This window comes from Pseudomonas fluorescens group sp. PF-1 (genome assembly GCF_054481335.1).
Genome location: NZ_JBTMNG010000002.1, coordinates 3,606,074 through 3,624,385, shown reverse-complemented (window position 1 = coordinate 3,624,385; position 18,312 = coordinate 3,606,074). Strand labels below are relative to the sequence as shown.

At 58.0% G+C, this 18,312-nt stretch carries 15 protein-coding genes; 12 read left to right on the top strand and 3 right to left on the bottom strand.

The window, feature by feature from the left end:
- Window positions 1-74: 74 nt before the first annotated feature.
- The 7 genes from ACX3YD_RS31470 (at window position 75) to ACX3YD_RS31440 (ending at window position 7,615) form a co-directional block, all read left to right on the top strand.
- A complete protein-coding gene (locus ACX3YD_RS31470; RefSeq protein ID WP_458962006.1) occupies window positions 75-1,286 on the top strand; it encodes an MFS transporter in 1,212 nt (403 codons plus the stop codon).
- A gap of 128 nt (window positions 1,287-1,414) precedes the next feature.
- Entirely contained in the window at window positions 1,415-2,110 is a 696-nt protein-coding gene (locus ACX3YD_RS31465) for a TetR/AcrR family transcriptional regulator (RefSeq protein ID WP_458962005.1), read from the top strand.
- 286 nt (window positions 2,111-2,396) lie between these two features.
- Entirely contained in the window at window positions 2,397-2,879 is a 483-nt protein-coding gene (locus ACX3YD_RS31460) for a VOC family protein (protein WP_458962004.1), read from the top strand.
- A complete protein-coding gene (locus tag ACX3YD_RS31455) occupies window positions 2,876-4,096 on the top strand; it encodes an FAD binding domain-containing protein (protein WP_458962003.1) in 1,221 nt (406 codons plus the stop codon). The genes ACX3YD_RS31460 and ACX3YD_RS31455 overlap by 4 nt, the downstream gene beginning before the upstream one ends.
- A 31-nt stretch (window positions 4,097-4,127) precedes the next feature.
- Window positions 4,128-4,490: a DUF485 domain-containing protein gene (locus tag ACX3YD_RS31450; protein WP_458962002.1), complete on the top strand. Its 363-nt coding sequence runs from the start codon at window positions 4,128-4,130 to the stop codon at window positions 4,488-4,490.
- Window positions 4,487-6,142 carry a cation acetate symporter gene (locus ACX3YD_RS31445; RefSeq protein WP_458962001.1) on the top strand — a complete coding sequence of 552 codons (1,656 nt, stop codon included), beginning with the start codon at window positions 4,487-4,489 and terminating at the stop codon, window positions 6,140-6,142. The genes ACX3YD_RS31450 and ACX3YD_RS31445 overlap by 4 nt, the downstream gene beginning before the upstream one ends.
- 135 nt (window positions 6,143-6,277) lie before the next feature.
- A complete protein-coding gene (locus tag ACX3YD_RS31440; RefSeq protein WP_458962000.1) occupies window positions 6,278-7,615 on the top strand; it encodes an OprD family porin in 1,338 nt (445 codons plus the stop codon).
- 232 nt (window positions 7,616-7,847) lie between these two features.
- On the opposite strand, the gene ACX3YD_RS31435 is transcribed toward ACX3YD_RS31440, so the two are convergent.
- Genes ACX3YD_RS31435 through ACX3YD_RS31425 form a run of 3 tightly spaced genes read right to left on the bottom strand, consistent with a single transcriptional unit; the run spans window position 7,848 to window position 11,835 of the window.
- Window positions 7,848-10,103, bottom strand: a complete 2,256-nt coding sequence (locus ACX3YD_RS31435) for a xanthine dehydrogenase family protein molybdopterin-binding subunit (protein ID WP_458961999.1) — start codon at window positions 10,101-10,103, stop codon at window positions 7,848-7,850.
- Window positions 10,100-10,564 carry a (2Fe-2S)-binding protein gene (locus ACX3YD_RS31430; RefSeq protein ID WP_458961998.1) on the bottom strand — a complete coding sequence of 155 codons (465 nt, stop codon included), beginning with the start codon at window positions 10,562-10,564 and terminating at the stop codon, window positions 10,100-10,102. The genes ACX3YD_RS31435 and ACX3YD_RS31430 overlap by 4 nt, the downstream gene beginning before the upstream one ends.
- Before the next feature lie 5 nt (window positions 10,565-10,569).
- A complete protein-coding gene (locus ACX3YD_RS31425; protein ID WP_458961997.1) occupies window positions 10,570-11,835 on the bottom strand; it encodes a c-type cytochrome in 1,266 nt (421 codons plus the stop codon).
- Between the two features lie 286 nt (window positions 11,836-12,121).
- On the opposite strand from ACX3YD_RS31425, the gene ACX3YD_RS31420 reads away from it, so the two are divergent.
- The 5 genes from ACX3YD_RS31420 (at window position 12,122) to ACX3YD_RS31400 (ending at window position 18,292) form a co-directional block, all read left to right on the top strand.
- On the top strand, window positions 12,122-12,766 hold the full coding sequence (locus ACX3YD_RS31420; RefSeq protein WP_458961996.1) for a DsbA family oxidoreductase: 645 nt from the start codon (window positions 12,122-12,124) through the stop codon (window positions 12,764-12,766).
- Window positions 12,767-12,803: 37 nt separating this feature from the next.
- The gene (locus tag ACX3YD_RS31415) at window positions 12,804-13,916 is read left to right on the top strand and encodes an alkene reductase (RefSeq protein ID WP_047529184.1); all 1,113 of its coding nucleotides are present in this window, start codon (window positions 12,804-12,806) and stop codon (window positions 13,914-13,916) included.
- A 53-nt stretch (window positions 13,917-13,969) separates the two neighbouring features.
- Complete coding sequence (locus ACX3YD_RS31410) at window positions 13,970-15,112, top strand: FAD binding domain-containing protein (RefSeq protein WP_458961995.1); 1,143 nt, start codon at window positions 13,970-13,972, stop codon at window positions 15,110-15,112.
- Between the two features lie 114 nt (window positions 15,113-15,226).
- Complete coding sequence (locus tag ACX3YD_RS31405) at window positions 15,227-16,126, top strand: LysR family transcriptional regulator (protein ID WP_458961994.1); 900 nt, start codon at window positions 15,227-15,229, stop codon at window positions 16,124-16,126.
- Window positions 16,127-16,642: 516 nt separating this feature from the next.
- Window positions 16,643-18,292 (top strand): flavin-containing monooxygenase, encoded by a 1,650-nt coding sequence (locus tag ACX3YD_RS31400; protein ID WP_458961993.1) that lies wholly within the window; start codon window positions 16,643-16,645, stop codon window positions 18,290-18,292.
- Window positions 18,293-18,312: the final 20 nt, after the last annotated feature.

Sequence of the window (18,312 nt, the reverse complement as noted above, 5' to 3'; positions counted from 1 at the left end):
TTGTGGCCTGACAAACATCCAGCGGGTGACCTTCATTGGAACGTCACCGTTGTCGAACTTCAGGAGTCCACAGCATGAGTGTTTCAACAAGCGGTACGGCAGCGACGGTGGCAATAGCTTCAATGACGAGAGGGATGGTGCTTCTCTTTGCATTTTGTTGTGGCGCCATCGTGGCCAACATCTATTACGCACAGCCGATTATCAGCCTGATCGCCCCGGACATCGGCATGTCCAATGGCAGCGCCAGTTTTATCGTATCGCTGACTCAAATCGGTTACGCACTCGGATTGTTCTTCCTGGTCCCGTTGGCGGACCTCATGGAAAATCGCCGGCTGATGATCGCAACGATCGTGGTTACGATCTTCAGCCTGATCGCAGCCGGCCTGGCCAGGCAGCCGAGTGTGTTCCTTGTCGTCTCGGCACTCATCGGTTTCAGCTCGGTCTCTGTGCAAATGCTGATTCCATTGGCCGCGCATCTGGCGCCGGAAGAATCTCGCGGCCGAGTGGTGGGCGGGATCATGGGCGGCTTGCTGTTGGGGATCCTGCTGGCGCGGCCGCTGTCGAGCCTGGTTGCCGATCATTTTGGCTGGCGGGCCGTGTTTATCGGCGCGGCTGCGTTGATGCTCGTCATTTCCGTGGTGATCGGCATGACCATGCCCAAATGGCAACCAGCCCATCGCGCGTCGTATGGCCAGTTGCTGAAATCCCTTGGCCAACTGTTTTGCCGCGAACCCGTATTACGTCAGCGAGCGCTTTATCAAGGGTTGATGTTTGCCGCGTTCAGTTTGTTCTGGACCACTGTCCCGATGGTATTGAGCCGTGAGTTCGGCCTCTCGCAAAGTCAGATCGCGATTTTCTCCCTGGTCGGCGCCATCGGTGCAATCGCCGCACCTATCAGTGGTCGACTCGCGGATGCCGGGCACACTCGACGCGCCTCACAGTTGGCCATGATATTGGCCGCAGTGAGTTTCCTCCCGGCCTTCATCAACCCTTTTTACGGTGTGATGGGTTTGGCAGTTACCGGTATCGCGCTGGACTTTGCCGTGCAGATGAACATGGTGCTTGGGCAGCGCGCTGTCTACGCCTTGGGCACTGCCAACCGAGGCCGTCTGAATGCGTTGTACATGATCAGCATCTTCATTGGCGGGGCGTTTGGCTCCTCGGTGGCCAGCTCGCTTTATGAACACTTCAGCTGGTTGGCGATTGCGGCCGTCGGCAGTGCACTGTCACTGGTGACCTTGATCATCTTCCTGGTGGTGTCCCGTAGAGACGCGCAGAACCACTGAGTCGTCGCGCTGCCTGAACGCCTGCCCGGTGACGGAACGGTTCACGTCCTCGGACGCCGGGTCGGGGTTCATAGCCAGCGCATTCTTTTGTTTTGTATGATGCCTCGATGAAGCTCGAGCGAGGCGTTATGCAAGACTCAAAAAAAACAACGGACTCACAGGGCACCGTCAAAGCGGCAACCCGGCGCCTTTCCCCAGAGGTCCGGGAAAAGCAGATCGTGCAGAAAGCCATCGAGCACTTCGCGACCTGCGGATTCTCGGGAAGCACCCGTGAGCTGGCCCGGCAACTGGACATCACCCAGCCTTTGCTTTATCGCTATTTCCCCAGTAAGGAGGCACTGATCGACCGCGTTTACGACGAGGTCTATCAGTGGGATGCTTCTTGGGAGACGGTGATCAAGGATCGTTCGCAACCCCTTCAGGAACGCCTGGTGCGTTTCTATACCTCATACGCCAACGTGATTTTGCGACGAGAATGGATTCGCATCTTCGTTTTCGCCGGGTTGACCCGTGAAGGCATCAACGATCGGTATCTGGCCAAATTACGCGAGCGAGTCTTCATTCCCGTTATTGCCGAAATTCGCCACGCCCATGGCCTGGCGCCTTCCTGCGGTGAAACGATCAATGAAAAAGAGCTCGAACTGATCTGGAGTTTGCATGCCAGTATTTTCTATATCGGCGTGCGCAAATGGATCTACGATCTTCCGGTAACCGAGGACATTGACGCGCTGATAGAGCAGATGGTCGATGCGTTCCTCAATGGCGGTCCCCATGTATTGGCTCAGGTCGACAACGACATCGGCGGGACGCCTCGCTTGAGTTGATTTCCCGCCTGGCCACCTCCTGACATCCTGCTTCCACCCTTCTTTTTTCGACCACTCATCACCTGTTTCAGCCTTTGGCTGGATAGGTGGCGGGAGGGCGCGCACCTCGCTATTTCGCGCTGAAAAGCCCGTTCCAAACGCCTCCAGCGTGTTCTGCCAGGACGCCACCGCGACGTGGCTCAGGGGCAGTCCTGAAAAAATCGGGTCCGCCGGCTATTTACATCAATTTCGTCAGGCCTTACTGTTTATCAACCGATAAATAACAACAAAAACTGTTGGAGGCATCATGCAAGTCCGAAAACTCGCTCATTACTCGATCCGGTCGTTCGACCTGGAAAAGTCCAGCCAATTTTATGAAAAGGTGCTCGGTTTCACCCCCGGCTACCGGCCGCCGTTCGACTTCCCTGGCGTGTGGTTGTACATGGGAGGGGACGAGCAGGATTTTGGTACGGTCCACATCATCGGGATCGATCCCGCCAACCCCGAGGGCCTGAAGAAGTATCTCGGCGACAAGGACATCCCGCTGAAGGGCACCGGGACCGTTGATCACATTGCGTTTCTGGTAACCGGCCTGGTTGAGTTCTGGGGTGTCCTGAAAGCCGAAGGCATTGCCTGGCGTGATCGCACCGTTCCGAGCCTGGGCCTGCATCAGGTATTCATCGAAGACCCTTCCGGCGTCACCATCGAACTGAACTTCCCGGCCTCCGAGATTGAAGCCGTCGGTTCCTACGCCACCCATGCCGCTGCGATGTTGGAGGTGCAACCATGATGAATATGCCGAACAAACGCCGCGCCATTGTCGTCGGTGGCTCGCTGGGTGGTCTGTTTGCAGCGAACATGTTGCTTCGCAAAGGCTGGGATGTCGAAGTCTTCGAACGGGTACCCGATGAACTCGCTGGACGAGGTGCAGGGATCGTTACACACCCTGAGTTGTTCGAAGCGATGGCCGCAGCGGGCATCCCGCTCGATGCGTCGGTAGGTATCGATGTGCTGTCGCGCGTCACGCTGGACCAGGACGGCGATGTCGTACTGGAGAACGCGCTCCCGCAAACGCTGACCGCGTGGGGAAAGATGTACCAGGTGCTTCGCGCCGCTTTTCCAGACTCGCTCTATCGTTGCGGCGGCAACGTCGTCTCGGTCCAAAGCTCGGCGTCCCATGCCAGCATCACACTGGCCGATGGCACCACGCATCAAGCAGACATCATCATTGCCGCCGATGGATTTCGCTCGACGATTCGCCAGCAGCTTTTGCCTGACTTGCATCTGCAATACGCCGGCTATATCGCCTGGCGCGGGTTGGTCGATGAAGGTGTTCTTTCCGACGCCGCCCACGCCGCGCTCTTCGATAAATTTGCGTTCTGCTTACCTCCGCGCGAACAGATTTTGGGGTATCCGGTTGCCGGCCAGTCGAACAGCACCCTGGCAGGCGAGCGTCGTTATAACTTCGTGTGGTATCGCACCAGCGGCGACGATGAGTTGAAGGACCTGCTCCGGGATGAGAGCGGCAAGCAGTTTGAAGGTGGAATTCCTCCGACGCTGATACGTCGTGACGTGCTCGCCGATATGTATGAGTCCGCCGATACGCTGCTCGCCCCGCAGTTTGCCGAAGTCGTGAAGAAAGCTGCGCAGCCGCTGTTCCAGCCGATTTACGACCTTGAAGTACCGAAGATGAATTTCGGACGCATCGCCTTGCTCGGCGACGCTGCATTCGTGGTCCGTCCCCATTGCGGGATGGGTGTCACCAAGGCGGCCGGTGATGCCTTGGCCATCGTCGAAGCGCTCGAGCGAGAGGCATCCGTTGAAGAAGCCTTGGCGGCCTACAGCGAGCAACGTTGCCGTTTCGGCGCCTCGATCGTTCAGCACGCCCGGCATCTTGGCGCGTATATGCAGGCGCAATTGAAAAGCGAGGAAGAGCGCGAAATGGCTGAGTTGTATCGGACTCCGGAAGCCGTGATGCGCGAAACGGCAGTGCCCGTGAAGTTTTAATTCAGTCACACGCCCTTCGCAGGAGAGAACCATGGAACATGCATATCCGCAAGACGGTGGCCCGGCCGTGTCCGCTGAACAGCTGGAAGACACTCTTCAAAATCCGATTCTGGAAAACCCGCAGTTTCGTGCATTGGTCAAACAGCGACGAATATTTTCGTGGAGCATGACGGCGCTCATGCTGGCAGTGTATTTCGGCTTCATTCTTACGCTGGCCTTTATTCCTGCCCGCCTGGGCACACCCATCACCGAAGGTCATCCCATGACGTGGGGCGTGCCGATTGGTTTCGGGATGCTCGCCTTCACGATTCTTCTCGTTGCCGTCTACGTCTGGCGCACCAACACCTGCTACGACCCCAAAATAAAAACAATCATCGGGAGCTTCAAAAAATGAAGCGTCTTCTTATTACATTCTCGGCCATCCTTGCTTCGGCAACTGTCTACGCGAGCGATGTCCCTGCCGCAGTGCCCAGACACAACCCCATTGCCATCGACATGTTCCTGGCGTTCGTCGTGTTCACTCTGCTTGTCACACGATGGGCGGCGCGCAAGAACAATAGCGTTGCCGATCACTATGCCGCAGGCGGGAAAATCACCGGTTTCCAGAATGGTTGGGCCATTGCCGGCGACTACATGTCCGCAGCGTCTTTACTGGGCATCTCCGCGTTGGTGTTTACCAGTGGCTTCGATGGACTGATCTACTCGATCGGCTTTCTCGCCAGCTGGCCGATCATTCTGTTCCTGATCGCCGAGCCGTTGCGCAACCTTGGGCGCTACACCCTGGCGGACGTCCTGTCGTACAGGTTGAAGCAAAGACCCATACGAGCGTTCGCGGCGTCCAGCTCGATCGTGATCGTGCTGCTTTACCTGGTGTCTCAACTGGTCGGCGCCGGGAAACTGGTGGAATTGCTGTTCGGCTTCGACTACACCGCGGCTGTACTGCTGGTGGGTACGCTGATGGTGATCTACGTGTTCTTTGGCGGGATGCTGGCCACCACCTGGATTCAGATTATCAAGGCAGTCTTGCTCCTGACCGGCTGCGTTTTCATGGCGTTCATGGTGTTGTCCGAGTTCGGATTCAGCCTGAACCAACTGTTCACTCAAGCCATTCAGGTTCATCCGTCCCATGGCGCAATCATGAGCCCCGGCGGTTTGATTTCCGATCCGGTATCCGCTATTTCCCTGGGGTTGGCACTGGTCTTCGGTACGGCAGGTCTTCCACACATTCTCATGAGGTTTTTCACCGTCGGTGACGTTAAAGCCGCGCGCCAAAGCATTCTTTATGCCTCCGGTCTCGTCGGCATCGGCTATGCGCTGATTGTCATCATTGGCTTTGGCACCATCGCCCTGGTGGCGAGCAATCCGGCCTATCACGATGCATCCGGTGGAATATTGGGTGGCGTTAACATGGTTGCCATTCACCTTGCCCATAACGTCGGGGGCAATGTCTTCCTCGGATTCATGTGTGCGGTATCGTTCTCGACGATATTGGCGGTCGTGGCAGGGTTGACCCTGGCGGGCTCGTCAGCGGTTTCTCATGACCTCTATGCCCATGCGTTGCGCCGTGGCACCGCCAGCGACCGTGACGAAATGCGCGTCTCCCGCGTGACGACCATCGTGCTGGGGGTGTTGTCGATTCTGCTGGCGATTGCATTTGAAAAGCAGAACATCGCCTTCATTGTGAGCTTGACGTTCTCCATCGCCGCCAGTTCCAACTTTCCGGTCCTGCTGTTATCGATCTACTGGAAAGGCCTGACAACCCGTGGTGCCGTGATGGGTGGATCGCTGGGGCTGGTATCGGCCATTACCTTGTGCATTCTCAGCCCAACCGTTTGGGTCAAGATCCTTCATCATCAGCAAGCCTGGTTCCCTTATGAATATCCGGCCCTGTTTTCAATGGCCGTCGCATTCATCGGTGTTGTCTGGTTTTCCAAGACCGATCGCTCCGCCAGTGCCATCAGCGAACGCAATCAATTCGAAAACCAGTTGGTCGATTCTGAACTGGGTACACCGGCAACATGGAAGGCTCAGCTCAAAGCCGATTAATCCATGTAGTTGGTCCCTGCATTAAATAATTTCTGAATAACGGCGCTTATGTTTCCTGTGCTGTCGGGACATTTGCGCCTGAAAAACGCTTAAAAGTTAATACAAAAATAATAATCTCAACGTGAGTGCAGAGAAATGAAATGTATTTTTACCCTTGCGGCCGCCCTTTGTGTCTTGGCGCAGCAAACCCATGCGGCTGGTTTCATTGAAGACAGTAAGGCAGCACTTAAATTGCGTAATTACTACATCAATAGCGATTATCGTGACTCTGCAACACCCGCGCAGGAAGCCGCCAATCAAAGTTATCAAGCGGAATGGGGACAGGCTTTCCAGTTGGAATATATCTCCGGATACACCCAAGGGCCTGTAGACTTCGGTGTCGATGCGCTAGGCATGTTGGGTGTCAAGCTCGATTCAAGCGCCGGCAAACATGGTAATCCAACGGGCAACAACTTCGGCGGTGTGGTATTTCCAAGCGACGGCGACCATGCGGTTGACGATTTTTCCAGTCTGGGACTGACCGGGAAAGTGAAGATTTCCAAGACCGAGTTGAAGCTTGGCACTCTGGTGCCGAAACTGCCGGTTATCTATAGCAATGACGGACGATTGCTGCCGCAAACCTGGCAAGGAGCCCAGGTAACCTCTGCGGACATCAAGGATCTGACCCTGACAGGAGGTCAAATTGACGGGGTCAAGGGCCGCAACTCCAGCAATACCGAAAACATGTCCATTGTCGGCGCCAACAATCCGGTCACCGGTCGCTTCAGTAATAAATTCATTTATGCGGGTGGCGACTACAAACTGAGCAAAGACCTGACCTTGCAATATTATTACGGCAACCTTGAGGATTTTTATAAGCAACACTTTCTGGGGTTGATTCATAACTGGGCAATCGGTTCAGGCGTGCTGACCAGTGATCTTCGATATTTCAATAGCCAGGACGCTGGTGCGAACGGCCATGACCCTGCTTACTTTACGACAGGCTACTACGGCGGTAATACGATCAAAGGCAAAGTCGACAATAACCTGTTCAGTGGATTATTGACCTACGCCGTTGCCGGTCACACCTTCGGAGCCGGCTATGAGGTTAGCAACGGGAAAAGCGATTTCCCTTATTTAAACCAGGGTGACGGCCCGACCACTTACACCATCACGGAAATGCAGGTTCAGAAATTCGTGCACGCCGGCGAGAAGTCCTGGCAAGCACGCTACGCCTTTGACTTTGCAAAACTGGGCTTGCCCGGTGCGACCGCGGGAGTTGTCTACGTTAAAGGCGATGACATCAATACCATCGCTTCCAGCGATTCCAGTGAGTGGGAGCGCGATATAACGCTGGCCTATGTCGTGCAATCGGGACCGTTGAAAGGCGTTAGCCTCATGTGGAAAAACGCGATGGTACGAAACAACATTCCGAACACCCGCCAACAGGACGAAAACCGGATCATCATTAATTACCAACTGGCATTGTTTTAGGCGTTACCCGGTAGAGCGCGGGTGAAAACTTATTCAGCGGGCTGGCTGCCCGCTTGACTGACAGGCAGCGCTTAAAGGCGTGTTGCGTGTACATGCCGTTCTCTTCCAACGGCATGTTTTATAGAAGAGAAACATTTCCCTTGAATGGGGTAGGGCGGTGCGAGTGATCCTCCACCGCCCTTTTTTTATCTCAGGTGTGCGATAGCCGACCGATTCAGCCTGTCAGAACCGCTCATGATCCCAACGCTTCCTGCCAGCCACGTCGAGCCAGTGGCAGATCGAGCAAACGCTTGCCGGTGGCATCCCGAATGGCGTTACCCAGCGCTGCGGCCATGGGGCCCTGGACGATTTCCGCGGCACCGAGAAATGGCTGGTCCGGCTGATCGATCATGTGGACCTCGACCTGTTTGGGCACCTCGGAAAAACGCATGATCGGATAGCCGCTCCAATCGAAGCTGTGCATGCCATTGGCGTCATAGAGGATTCGTTCATAGAGCGTCCAGCTGGCGGACTGCACGATGCCACCCTGAACCTGATTGAGCAGCCCGTCGGGGCTGACAATTTGCCCCACATCGACGGCGGCCACCACCCGATCAATCGTCACTTGCCCGGTCTGGCGCTGCACATGCAACTGCACGGCGATGGCGCAGTAACCCATGATGTTTTTATAGCGGGCGAAGGCGAAGCCGATTCCGCTGCCGGGGCCTGTGGCTTTTTGCGGCCAGTTGAACGCACTGGCCACCCGATCCACCACCGCCCGTGCTCGCGGATCGCTCAAGTGATTCAGGCGAAATTGCACCGGATCCACCGCAGCCCGCGCCGCCAGTTCATCCACCGTGCTTTCGATGGCGAACACGTTGATATGGGCACCCAGCGAACGCATGGCCGAGGTCCTGAAGGGCATGGTCAGCACAAAATTCAGATCAACCTGCAGGTTGGGTATCTCATACAACGGAACTGCGTTACGGTCGCCGTCGCCCTCGGGCTGGGCGATAGGGACCGAAGGCGCAGGGGTGAAGGGTTTGGCCAATAGCCACGCCGGCAGCAGGCGCCCGGCATTGACGATGCGTTCGTTGTGCGGGGTACTCCAGAGTTCGTATTTCCAGTCACGAAGACGCCCGCTGTCGTCCAGTCCCGCTTCCACTTCGGCCAGCATTGCCGAGCTGTAGGGCTCCCAGAGATTTTCCTGTTCGCGCATCCATTGCACCCGTACGGGTTTGCCAGGCAGGGCCATGGCGATCAACGCGGCATCGGCGGCGGCGTCATCGGCGCCGTTGTGGCCATAGCAGCCGGAGCCTTCAGCATGGATGCAGCGTACCTGCTGCACAGGCAGACCCAGCATCTCGGCGATGCCCATGCGCAGAGGATAAACACCCTGGGTGTGGGTCCAGACGGTCAGCGTCCCCTCCTTGAACCAAGCCACCGCGCAAGACGGCCCAATGGAACCGTGCATCAGGTATTGCCTGGTCACCCGTGCCTTGTACCCACGGGACTCAGGTTGCGTGAGCTGACCCTTGGCGCTCACCGGGTAGCGCCGCGCCGGCAGCTCGGTAAGCAGCTGATGGATATGGGTCGAGTCAGGTAGCGGATTCCCTTCGGTCCAGCGGGCAGTGGCGTAGCCCTCGCGCATCGCCTTGACCGCGAGCCATTCATCGGTGGCGACCACCGCGAGGTAACTGCCGTTGCGGACCAGCTTCACTACACCGGGGAGTTTATTGAGGGCGGCCTCGTCAATGTCCAGTAGCTGACTGCCGCGCCGGGGTGGACGTATCACGCGGGCATGCAACATATCGGGCAGGCGCATGTCCTGCACATAGGCCGCACCGCCGCTGACCTTGGCCGGGATGTCCAGCCTGGGCAATGATGTGCCGATCAGGGTGAAACTGCTGGCTGGCTTGAAGGGGGAACTCGCGGATGCGAAGCGATGCAATTGAACCCCGTTCACCGCTTGTATGTAGGTCATGCTGCGGCCTTGCCCATCGTGGATCACTGCGTCCCGCGTGCTCAGGCTGTCGGTGTTGCATTGCCATTGGCGTGCCGCGGATTCGAGTAACAACTGCCGCACCTGGGCCGCCGCGTTGAACAGTGCAGTACCGCTGTCGACGATCGTATGGCTGCCGGCGGTGTAGCCCTCATTGGGTGTCAGGGCAGTATCGGCGGTGAGAAAACGGATGAGACCCGGTGACACTTCCAGGCGTTCAGCGGCGATCTGCAGGAGCGCGGTCTTGACCCCAGTGCCCAGCTCCACTTTGCCGGTGTAGACGGTAATGCCGTCTTTCGCGTCAATGCGGATCCAGGCGTCCAGATAGGGCGTGGCCCGCAAACTGCCTGGCAGATCAGGCGCCAGGATTGCCGTACCCAGGGTGTCCACTTCGGTGTCGGCGAAGGCACGCGGGATACTCGGGAGCATGGCGAACCCCATCACCAACGCACCGTTTATCACGAAGACGCGGCGGCTCAGATCGACGTTTTGCCTTGAGGACTTCATACCTTGTCTCCCTGCGCGATGACCGACTTGATAGCGGCGAGGATCCGTACATGAGTGCCGCAGCGGCACAGGTTGGGCGCCATGTGGCGACGAATCGTGTCATCGTCCGGACGGGGGTTTGCCTCCAACAGCGCCTGCGCCCGTACGATCATCCCCGCGATGCAATAACCACACTGGGCTGCCTGCTCGTCGATAAAGGCTTTCTGCAACGGCCCCGGTTTGTCGGCACTGCCCAGGCTCTCCACGGTGCGCACAGACTTGCCCGCCAGCGCGCCGCAGGGCGTCAGGCATGAAAACACCGGTTTGTCGTTCACTAAAACGGTGCAAGCGCCGCACTGACCCAGACCGCAGCCGTATTTCGCGCCATTGAGCCCTACCTGGTTGCGCAAGGCGTACAGAAGCGGCATGTCTTGCGGGATGTCCAGTTCATGCGTCTTGCCGTTGATGTCGAGTGTGATCACGGTGGCTACTCCTGAGTCCGAATGCTCTTGATTGTCTTGTCGAGATCCGTCCAGGGCCTGGTCGGGCAGCTCTCGTTGCGCAAGTACTCGGCGATGGCGGCGAGGTGGGTGTCATCCAGACTGTCTGCGAAGGCCGGCATGTAGTGGCTGGCAGCGGCAGTGGACATCGGGATGCCCTGCAAAATGGTCTGGATCAGATTACGTGGCGAGTCCGCCCTGACGGCGCTGGTGTTGACCAGCGCGGGCCTCGAATCAAGGGTGCGCATGGGGGCGGCGGCGCTGTGGCAACTTGCGCAGGCACCGTCGAACAACGACGCGCCGGGCAAAGCCTTGGCAGTGGAATTGGCCGCAGGGGGGCAGGGCGGTGACGTGGCGTCCGACGAGGTTTTTTTGAGGTCAAGGATATAGCGGGCGATGGCCTGGGCATCTTCCACCGGCAATTGCGCGATGCTCAGGCTGACCGGCAACATCGGGCCCGCCGCCGCGCCGTGATCTTCGGCGACCTTGCCCGTCAGATAGGCGACCAACTGGGCTTCGTTCCAGGGGTGTTGCGCGTCGGCCATCCCGCGCAGGGAGGGGGCCGTCCAGCCGTCAACGATACCGCCGTTGAACAGCTCGCTGCTCTTTTCGCCACCAATCAGGTTCAGCGGCGAATGACAGGACGAACAGTGTCCTGCGCCTTCGACCAGATAGCGTCCGCGGTTCCATTGCGCAGACCGGTCGGGAAGCGGTTGCAGCGGATCGCCATGCAGGAACAGCAAGTTCCAGAACGACACCAGCGCACGGAAGTTCATGGGGAAAACCATATGGTTTTCAGGTGCGGTGTATTTGACCGGGTCCACGCTCATCAGGAAGGCGTAGGCATCCGCGATATCGGCATCACTCAACTTTCGGTAATGCACGTAGGGGAAGGCCGGATAGAGGAAGTGACCGTCGCGGGCGATGCCTTCACGCATGGCTCGTTCAAAGGCCGGCAGCGACCACTTGCCGATACCGGTTTCCGGGTCCGGGGTGATGTTGGTGGTGAAGAGTGTTCCGAAGGGCGTGATCAATGGCAAGCCGCCCGCCATGTAGTCGCCCCCGGGCCGCGTGTGGCAGACCGCGCAGTCGCCTGTTTCGACGATGCGCCGGCCTCTGTCCAGGGTTTCCCTTCCGGCACTCTGCGGCGGGCTGACAGCAGCGATTTGCGGCCTCCACATCATCCAGAACGCGAACCCTATTCCCACCACGCCGAGCGCCACAACGGCACCGATGATCGTCTTGCGCTTCATCGCCTTACCTCTCGAACTGAGTAAACGACAGATCTTTCAATCCGCCGCGTGCGATTGGCGTACGGCGACTTTCAGCTCGGTGAGCTTAGACAGGGCGCTTGGGATCGAGTAGTCCATCAAGACGCAACGCTACATTGCGTCGGGCGCAACGACGGCCATGAGCCGACGCGCAGATCACCTGAGCGTTGCGTTTCGCGAAAAGCAACGTTGCGCGGCAGGTGGATACTCCGGCGGGTGCCGGACGCTTACCTTGGGGGGGTGAAAACATTCAACCACGGAGACCGTCATGAGTTTGCACTCAACCACCATTCAAGTGACTTACGACTTCATCTGCCCATGGTGCTGGATCGGTGAGGTGAATCTTGAACGCGCACTGGCCGCGTCGGTTTTTTCAACTGATCGTCAAATCAGTTTCCTGCCTTACCAATTGAACCCGGACATGCCTGTTCGAGGCATGGACCGCAAGGCCTATCGTTCCGACAAATTCGGCAGTTGGGCGCGCAGCCAGGCCATGGACGCGCAGGTCACCCACGCCGGTAAAGCCGTCGGCCTCGGGTTCCATTATGAGCGCGTCGAAACAACCCCCAACACCCTGGCCGCGCACCGCTTGGTATGGCGCGAGCAACAGGCGGGCAAAGACGCTGCATGCCTGGTCAAGGCCATTTTCAAGGCGTACTTCGGCGAGGGGCGGGATATCGGCGACCTCAATGTGTTAGCCGATATCGCTGGCGAAACAGGACTGGACCGCAAGGTCATTGTCGACTTTCTCAACACCGATGAAGGCATGGCTGAAGTCTTGAAGCTTGAAGCGCAAAGCAAGGCGTCCGGTGTGCGTTCGGTACCGACCATTGAGATCGCGGGTGACGTGATCAGTGGCGCACAACCCAGCGAAATCATGATCCAGATAATGAAACGAAACCAGGCCGCTTGAGCCACTTGTTCAACCCCGATCCCTACAGGAAATCATCATGTCCCAGCACTTGTTCAGCCCAATCAAACTCGGTCAACTCAACCTTGATCACCGTGTCGCCATGGCCCCTCTGACTCGCTCGCGGGCGGGGCAGCCCGGCAACGTGCCGACATCGATGAACGTTGAGTACTACCGTCAGCGCGCCAGTGCCGCGTTGATCATCACCGAGGCCACTCAGATTTCGCAGCAGGGTCAGGGTTACGCCTGGACGCCGGGCATCCATAGCGACGAGCAGATTCACGGCTGGAAAGCGGTCAGCGACGCCGTGCATGCGGAGGGCGGGCGCATTTTCCTGCAGCTCTGGCATGTGGGGAGGGTGTCACACCCCGTGTTTCAACCGAACGGCGGCTTGCCGGTCGCGCCGACCGCACAGCCGGTCCCCGGCAAGACCTTCATCCTCAATGAGCAGGGCGAGGGGGTGTGGGGTGATGTTCCTGTCCCTCAGGAACTGGACATCCCGGGGATCGAAGCGATCGTTTCCGATTTCCGCAAGGCCGCGCGCAATGCGCTTCTGGCCGGTATGGACGGCGTGGAAATCCACGCGGGCAATGGCTACCTGCTGGACCAATTCATCAACAGCGCCAGCAATCAGCGCAGCGATCGCTACGGTGGAAGTATTGAAAACCGTGCACGGCTGCTGCTCGAAGTGGTTCAAGCGGTGACCGAAGAAGTCGGGGCCGAACGCGTTGCCGTGCGCCTGACACCGATGGGGCGATTCATGGGAATGGGCGATGACACCCCGGAACAGACCTTTGGCTACATCGCTTCCCGGCTCAATCAATGGAACCTCGCCTACCTGCACCTGGTGGAACCGATGATGGTCGGCACGGTGCTCGATGAAAGTAATGATCCACGCTGGGACGCCATCATCAAACAGCTGCGAGCTGACTTCCACGGCGTTCTGATGCTGGCGGGGGGGTACACCGCAGAGACCGCTGAACGCGCCATCGCGCAAGGGCGTGCCGACGTCATCGCGTTCGGTCGCCCGTTCATTGCCAACCCCGATTTGCCGGCTCGCCTGCGTGGGCGTACCGAACTCAACCCGGCGGACGGCAACAGCTTTTTTGGCGGCGACGCCAAGGGCTACATCGACTATCCGGCGCTGGCATAACGCAGCTCAAAACCGGTTGGTTCGGGAATCACCACTTCGCAAGGAGAAAGGTAATGAAGAGTCCGGATAGTCCGAAGGCCCTGGTCATCGGTGGTTCACTGGGCGGCCTGTTTGCCGCCACGGCGTTGCGGGCGATTGGCTGGCAAGTCGATGTTTTCGAGCGCTCCCCCGCGGCAATGGATAGCCGTGGCGGTGGCATTGTTCTGCAAGCGGATGTCCTGCAGCATTTTCGCTATGCCGGCATCCAACAGACCCATGCGCTGGGCGTCCGCTCCCATGATCGCCTGTATCTGGATCGAGCCGGTAGCGTCTTGCATAAAGAACCGATGCCGCAAACACAGACGTCCTGGAACACCCTGTACAACGCATTGTTTTCGGCATTTCCCGCCGAGCATTATCACCGTGGCAAGACGCTGGTGGATCTGGCTCAGGACGAGCACCGGGTGACGGCGATATTCGCCGATGGCAGTCGTGCCGAGGCAGACCTGCTGGTGGGGGCCGATGGGGCGGGTTCAACCGTGCGGAGCAGGGTGTTGCCCGGGGCGCAACCTGGCTATTCGGGCTATGTGGTTTGGCGTGGGCTTGTGGATGAAGACCGACTTGCAGACTTCGCCAAGACGCAGCTTTACGAGGACTTTGTCTTTCAACAGGACCCTGGATCGCTGATGCTCGAATACATGGTGCCGGGCTTGAACGGCTCCATTGAGCCTGGCGAGCGTCGGTTCAACTGGCTATGGTATTTGAAAGCCGCGCAAGGGCCGGAACTGGACGCCTTGCTCACTGATCGCGACGGCCAGCGGCGTAGCCACTCCATTCCACCGGGGGCATTGGCGGCGGAGCAGGAGGCTTACCTACGGGAAATGGGCGAACGGCATGCAAACCCGGCTTTTCGCGAACTGATTCGCCAGACCGAAGACATTTTTGTCCAGGCGATCCTTGATCTGAACGTTCCACAAATGGTCTTCGGACGTGTGCTGTTGACCGGCGATGCCGCTTTTGTACCGCGGCCCCATACCGGCGCAAGCACGGCCAAGGCGGCCCGCAATGCACTGTTCCTGGCGCAGGCCATCGACGACAGTGGCGACCTCGATAAAGCCCTGCAGACCTGGCAAAGTCAGCAACTCGCAGAAGGCAGGCGCATGGGCGACTGGGGGGTAAGCATGGGTAATCGGATCATGGGCATCACGCCATCCTGATTCAGCGGCTCATATCGGGTTTAATCCACCACTGATTGAGCACAGCCATGCAAGACGTGAAACGCCTGGTCATGCACAGTCGTTACCTTTCCTATTCGACCCTGGACTCCGCTTATGGATAAGTTGCTGGCGCTCAAAATGTTTGTCGAAACCGTACGCTGTGGGGGGTATTCGTCTGCGGCGCGCAAGCTCGGCATCTCCACTTCGTCTGTGACCCGGCAGGTCGCGGGGCTGGAGAGTGAGTTGGGCGCCAGCTTGCTCAATCGCACCACGCGCAACACGAGCGTCACGGTAGCGGGGCAGCACTATTTCGATAAAGCCGTGGCGATCCTCGAGGCCATCGACGAGGCCGATGCCGTCGTGACCGACCGTGGCAGCGAAGCCCAGGGACGCTTACGGGCCAGCGTCCCGGTGGAGTTCGGCCGACGCATCATCGCGCCGCATCTGGGACGACTGCTGGATCGCCATCCTGGCCTGGAGATCAGCCTCGCGCTGAGCGACGAGGTCAGTGACCTGCTCAGCGAGCAGATAGATGTGTCCGTGCGCCTGGGTTCATCGGTCGTCAGTGAAGACATCGTCAGCAAGCGCCTGGGCGATTTCCAGCGTTGGGTAGTGGCGAGCCCCGATTACCTGACGCGTACCGGACTGCCCCGACACCCCCATGATCTGCTGGAGCACCAATGCCTGCGTTTTGATTACCGCACAGGCCACCACAATTGGACATTCCAGGGTGATGAGGAAATCATTCGCTTGAATGTGCAGGGAAGGCTGCAAAGCAACAACGCCGACATTCTGCGTGAGGCGGCGTTGGCCGGGGGCGGGGTGACGCTATTGGCCGACTGGCTGGTGCGTGACGACGTCAGCGCAGGTCGCCTGACGCGTGTGCTGGAGCAGTACGAGGTCAACCCAGGCAGCGCGAGCACTAGCATCAATGCGCTGTACCTGCCCAATCATCGTGGTTCCAGTCGCATCAATGTGTTCATTGAATTTCTACAGGAAATCCTCGCCCCCTGAGCATGTGCCGTGCATTTGACTACCCGGCCTGTGCGACATTGCCCAAGACGGTTCAGGCGGGATAGATATTCATCATGCGGCCGGCAGGGCCGCATCATCTGGTGCATCGGCTTCAGTCCGGACTCTACCTGGGTCGAGGCTCCCGTCTTCAATGGCCGTGGACACACGGGACACCAACGCGGGGTCACGGCGCAGCCAGGTCTGTATTTCTTCGGATTGCCATGGTTGTACACCTGGGGGAGGGCGTTTTTCCGGCGTGGCGAAAGAAGCGCAATACCTGGTGAACCGTATCAGTGCTTCACGCGTCGAACCCTCGATTCAGACGAAACGGGCTATCGCAAGATAATCGTCTTTGTGGGTCATACCGTCTGTCACTGCACCGGATTCTTCAAGCTATTCACCATTTCCTTCAAGAGTGACACTCGCCTTCATTGTTAACGTTTATCCGCGCCTTAACCATTGCCTGGCAGCAAGTAAGTAAAGGCAAATATAAACATAACAATATGAGGTTTCAAAATGAGTGCTCAATCTAAACTCACCTCTGCGTTTACCGGCGACGGTAAAGTCACCTACCTGGACGCAATGGTGATTGGTGCTGGGGTTGCTGGCCTCTATCAGTTGTATCGACTTCGTGAAATGGGCTTGACAGTCCGCTCCTACGATACGGCTTCCGGTGTTGGCGGTACATGGTATTGGAATCGTTACCCCGGTGCGCGCTTTGACTCTCAGGCTGAAATTTATCAGTACTGGTTCTCCGAAGAACTCTACAAATCCTGGCAGCCAACCGAACGATTCCCCGCGCAGCCCGAAACAGAGGAGTGGCTGAACTTCGTCGCGGATCGGCTGGACCTCAAGAAAGATATCCAGTTCAACACCCGTATCGCTTCCGCTCACTTCTGCGAGGAGAGTGGTCGCTGGATTGTGACAACCGAGGCGGGTGAAACGATCAATACGCAATACCTGATTTCTTGCTGCGGCATGCTGTCCGCCCCACTGTCCGACCGGTTCCCCGGCCAAACCGACTTCAAAGGCCAGATCTATCACACCGGTCTGTGGCCAAAAGATCCCGTGGATTTCAAGGGCAAACGTGTAGCCGTGGTGGGCACCGGCGCCACCGGTATTCAGGTGATTCAGACCATCGCCCCATCGGTGGGATCAATGAAGGTCTTCGTGCGCACCCCGCAGTATGTCATTCCGATGAGGAACCCCAAATACAGCAAAGAAGACTGGGAAAAGTGGGGCGCACAATTCCACCAACTCAAGAAGCGCGTGCGAGAAACCTTTGCAGGTTTTGACTACGACTTCGACGCCGGCCCGTGGGCCGAGAAGTCCCCCGAAGAGCGACAAGCCGTGCTTGAACAACTCTGGGAAGATGGCTCGTTAGCCATGTGGCTGGCTTCTTTTCCCGAGATGTTCTTTGACGAGCAGGTCAACGAAGTCGTGTCGGAGTTCGTACGTATCAAGATGCGTGAGCGACTCCAGTCGAAGCCGGATCTTTGCAACCTGCTGATCCCCACCGACTATGGTTTCGGCACCCATCGCGTACCGCTCGAAAACAAGTACCTTGAAGTCTATCTGCAACCCAACGTCGAGGCGGTTGACTGCAAGCAGTCACCGATCAAGCGCATCGTGCCGGAGGGAATCCAGACCGCCGATGGAAAGATTCACGAGGTCGACATCATCGTACTGGCCGTGGGCTTTGATGCCGGTTCCGGCGCACTCAGCCGGATCGATATTCGCGGTCGCGACAACCGGTCACTGAGGGAGCAGTGGAAACAAGAAATCCGCACATCAATGGGACTGCAGATCCACGGCTACCCCAACCTGTTCACAACGGGTGCACCGTTGGCACCGTCGGCTGCACTTTGCAACATGACCACCTGCCTGCAGCAGCAGGTGGACTGGATCACTGGATGTATTGAGTTTGCCGCCCGGCACGGTAAACAAGTCGTGGAAGCCTCCAAAGAGCTCGAGGACGACTGGGTACAGCATCACGACGAGACGGCGGCGAAGACCTTGGTCGTCAAAACCGACTCTTGGTACATGGGCTCCAACGTAGATGGAAAACCGCGCCGACTTGTATCCTATATTGGTGGCGTTGGTAATTATCATCGCCGATGCGACGAAATCGCCGCACAGGGTTACCCGGGCTTTGAAATGGCCTGAGGTCGAATGACTGCTCACTA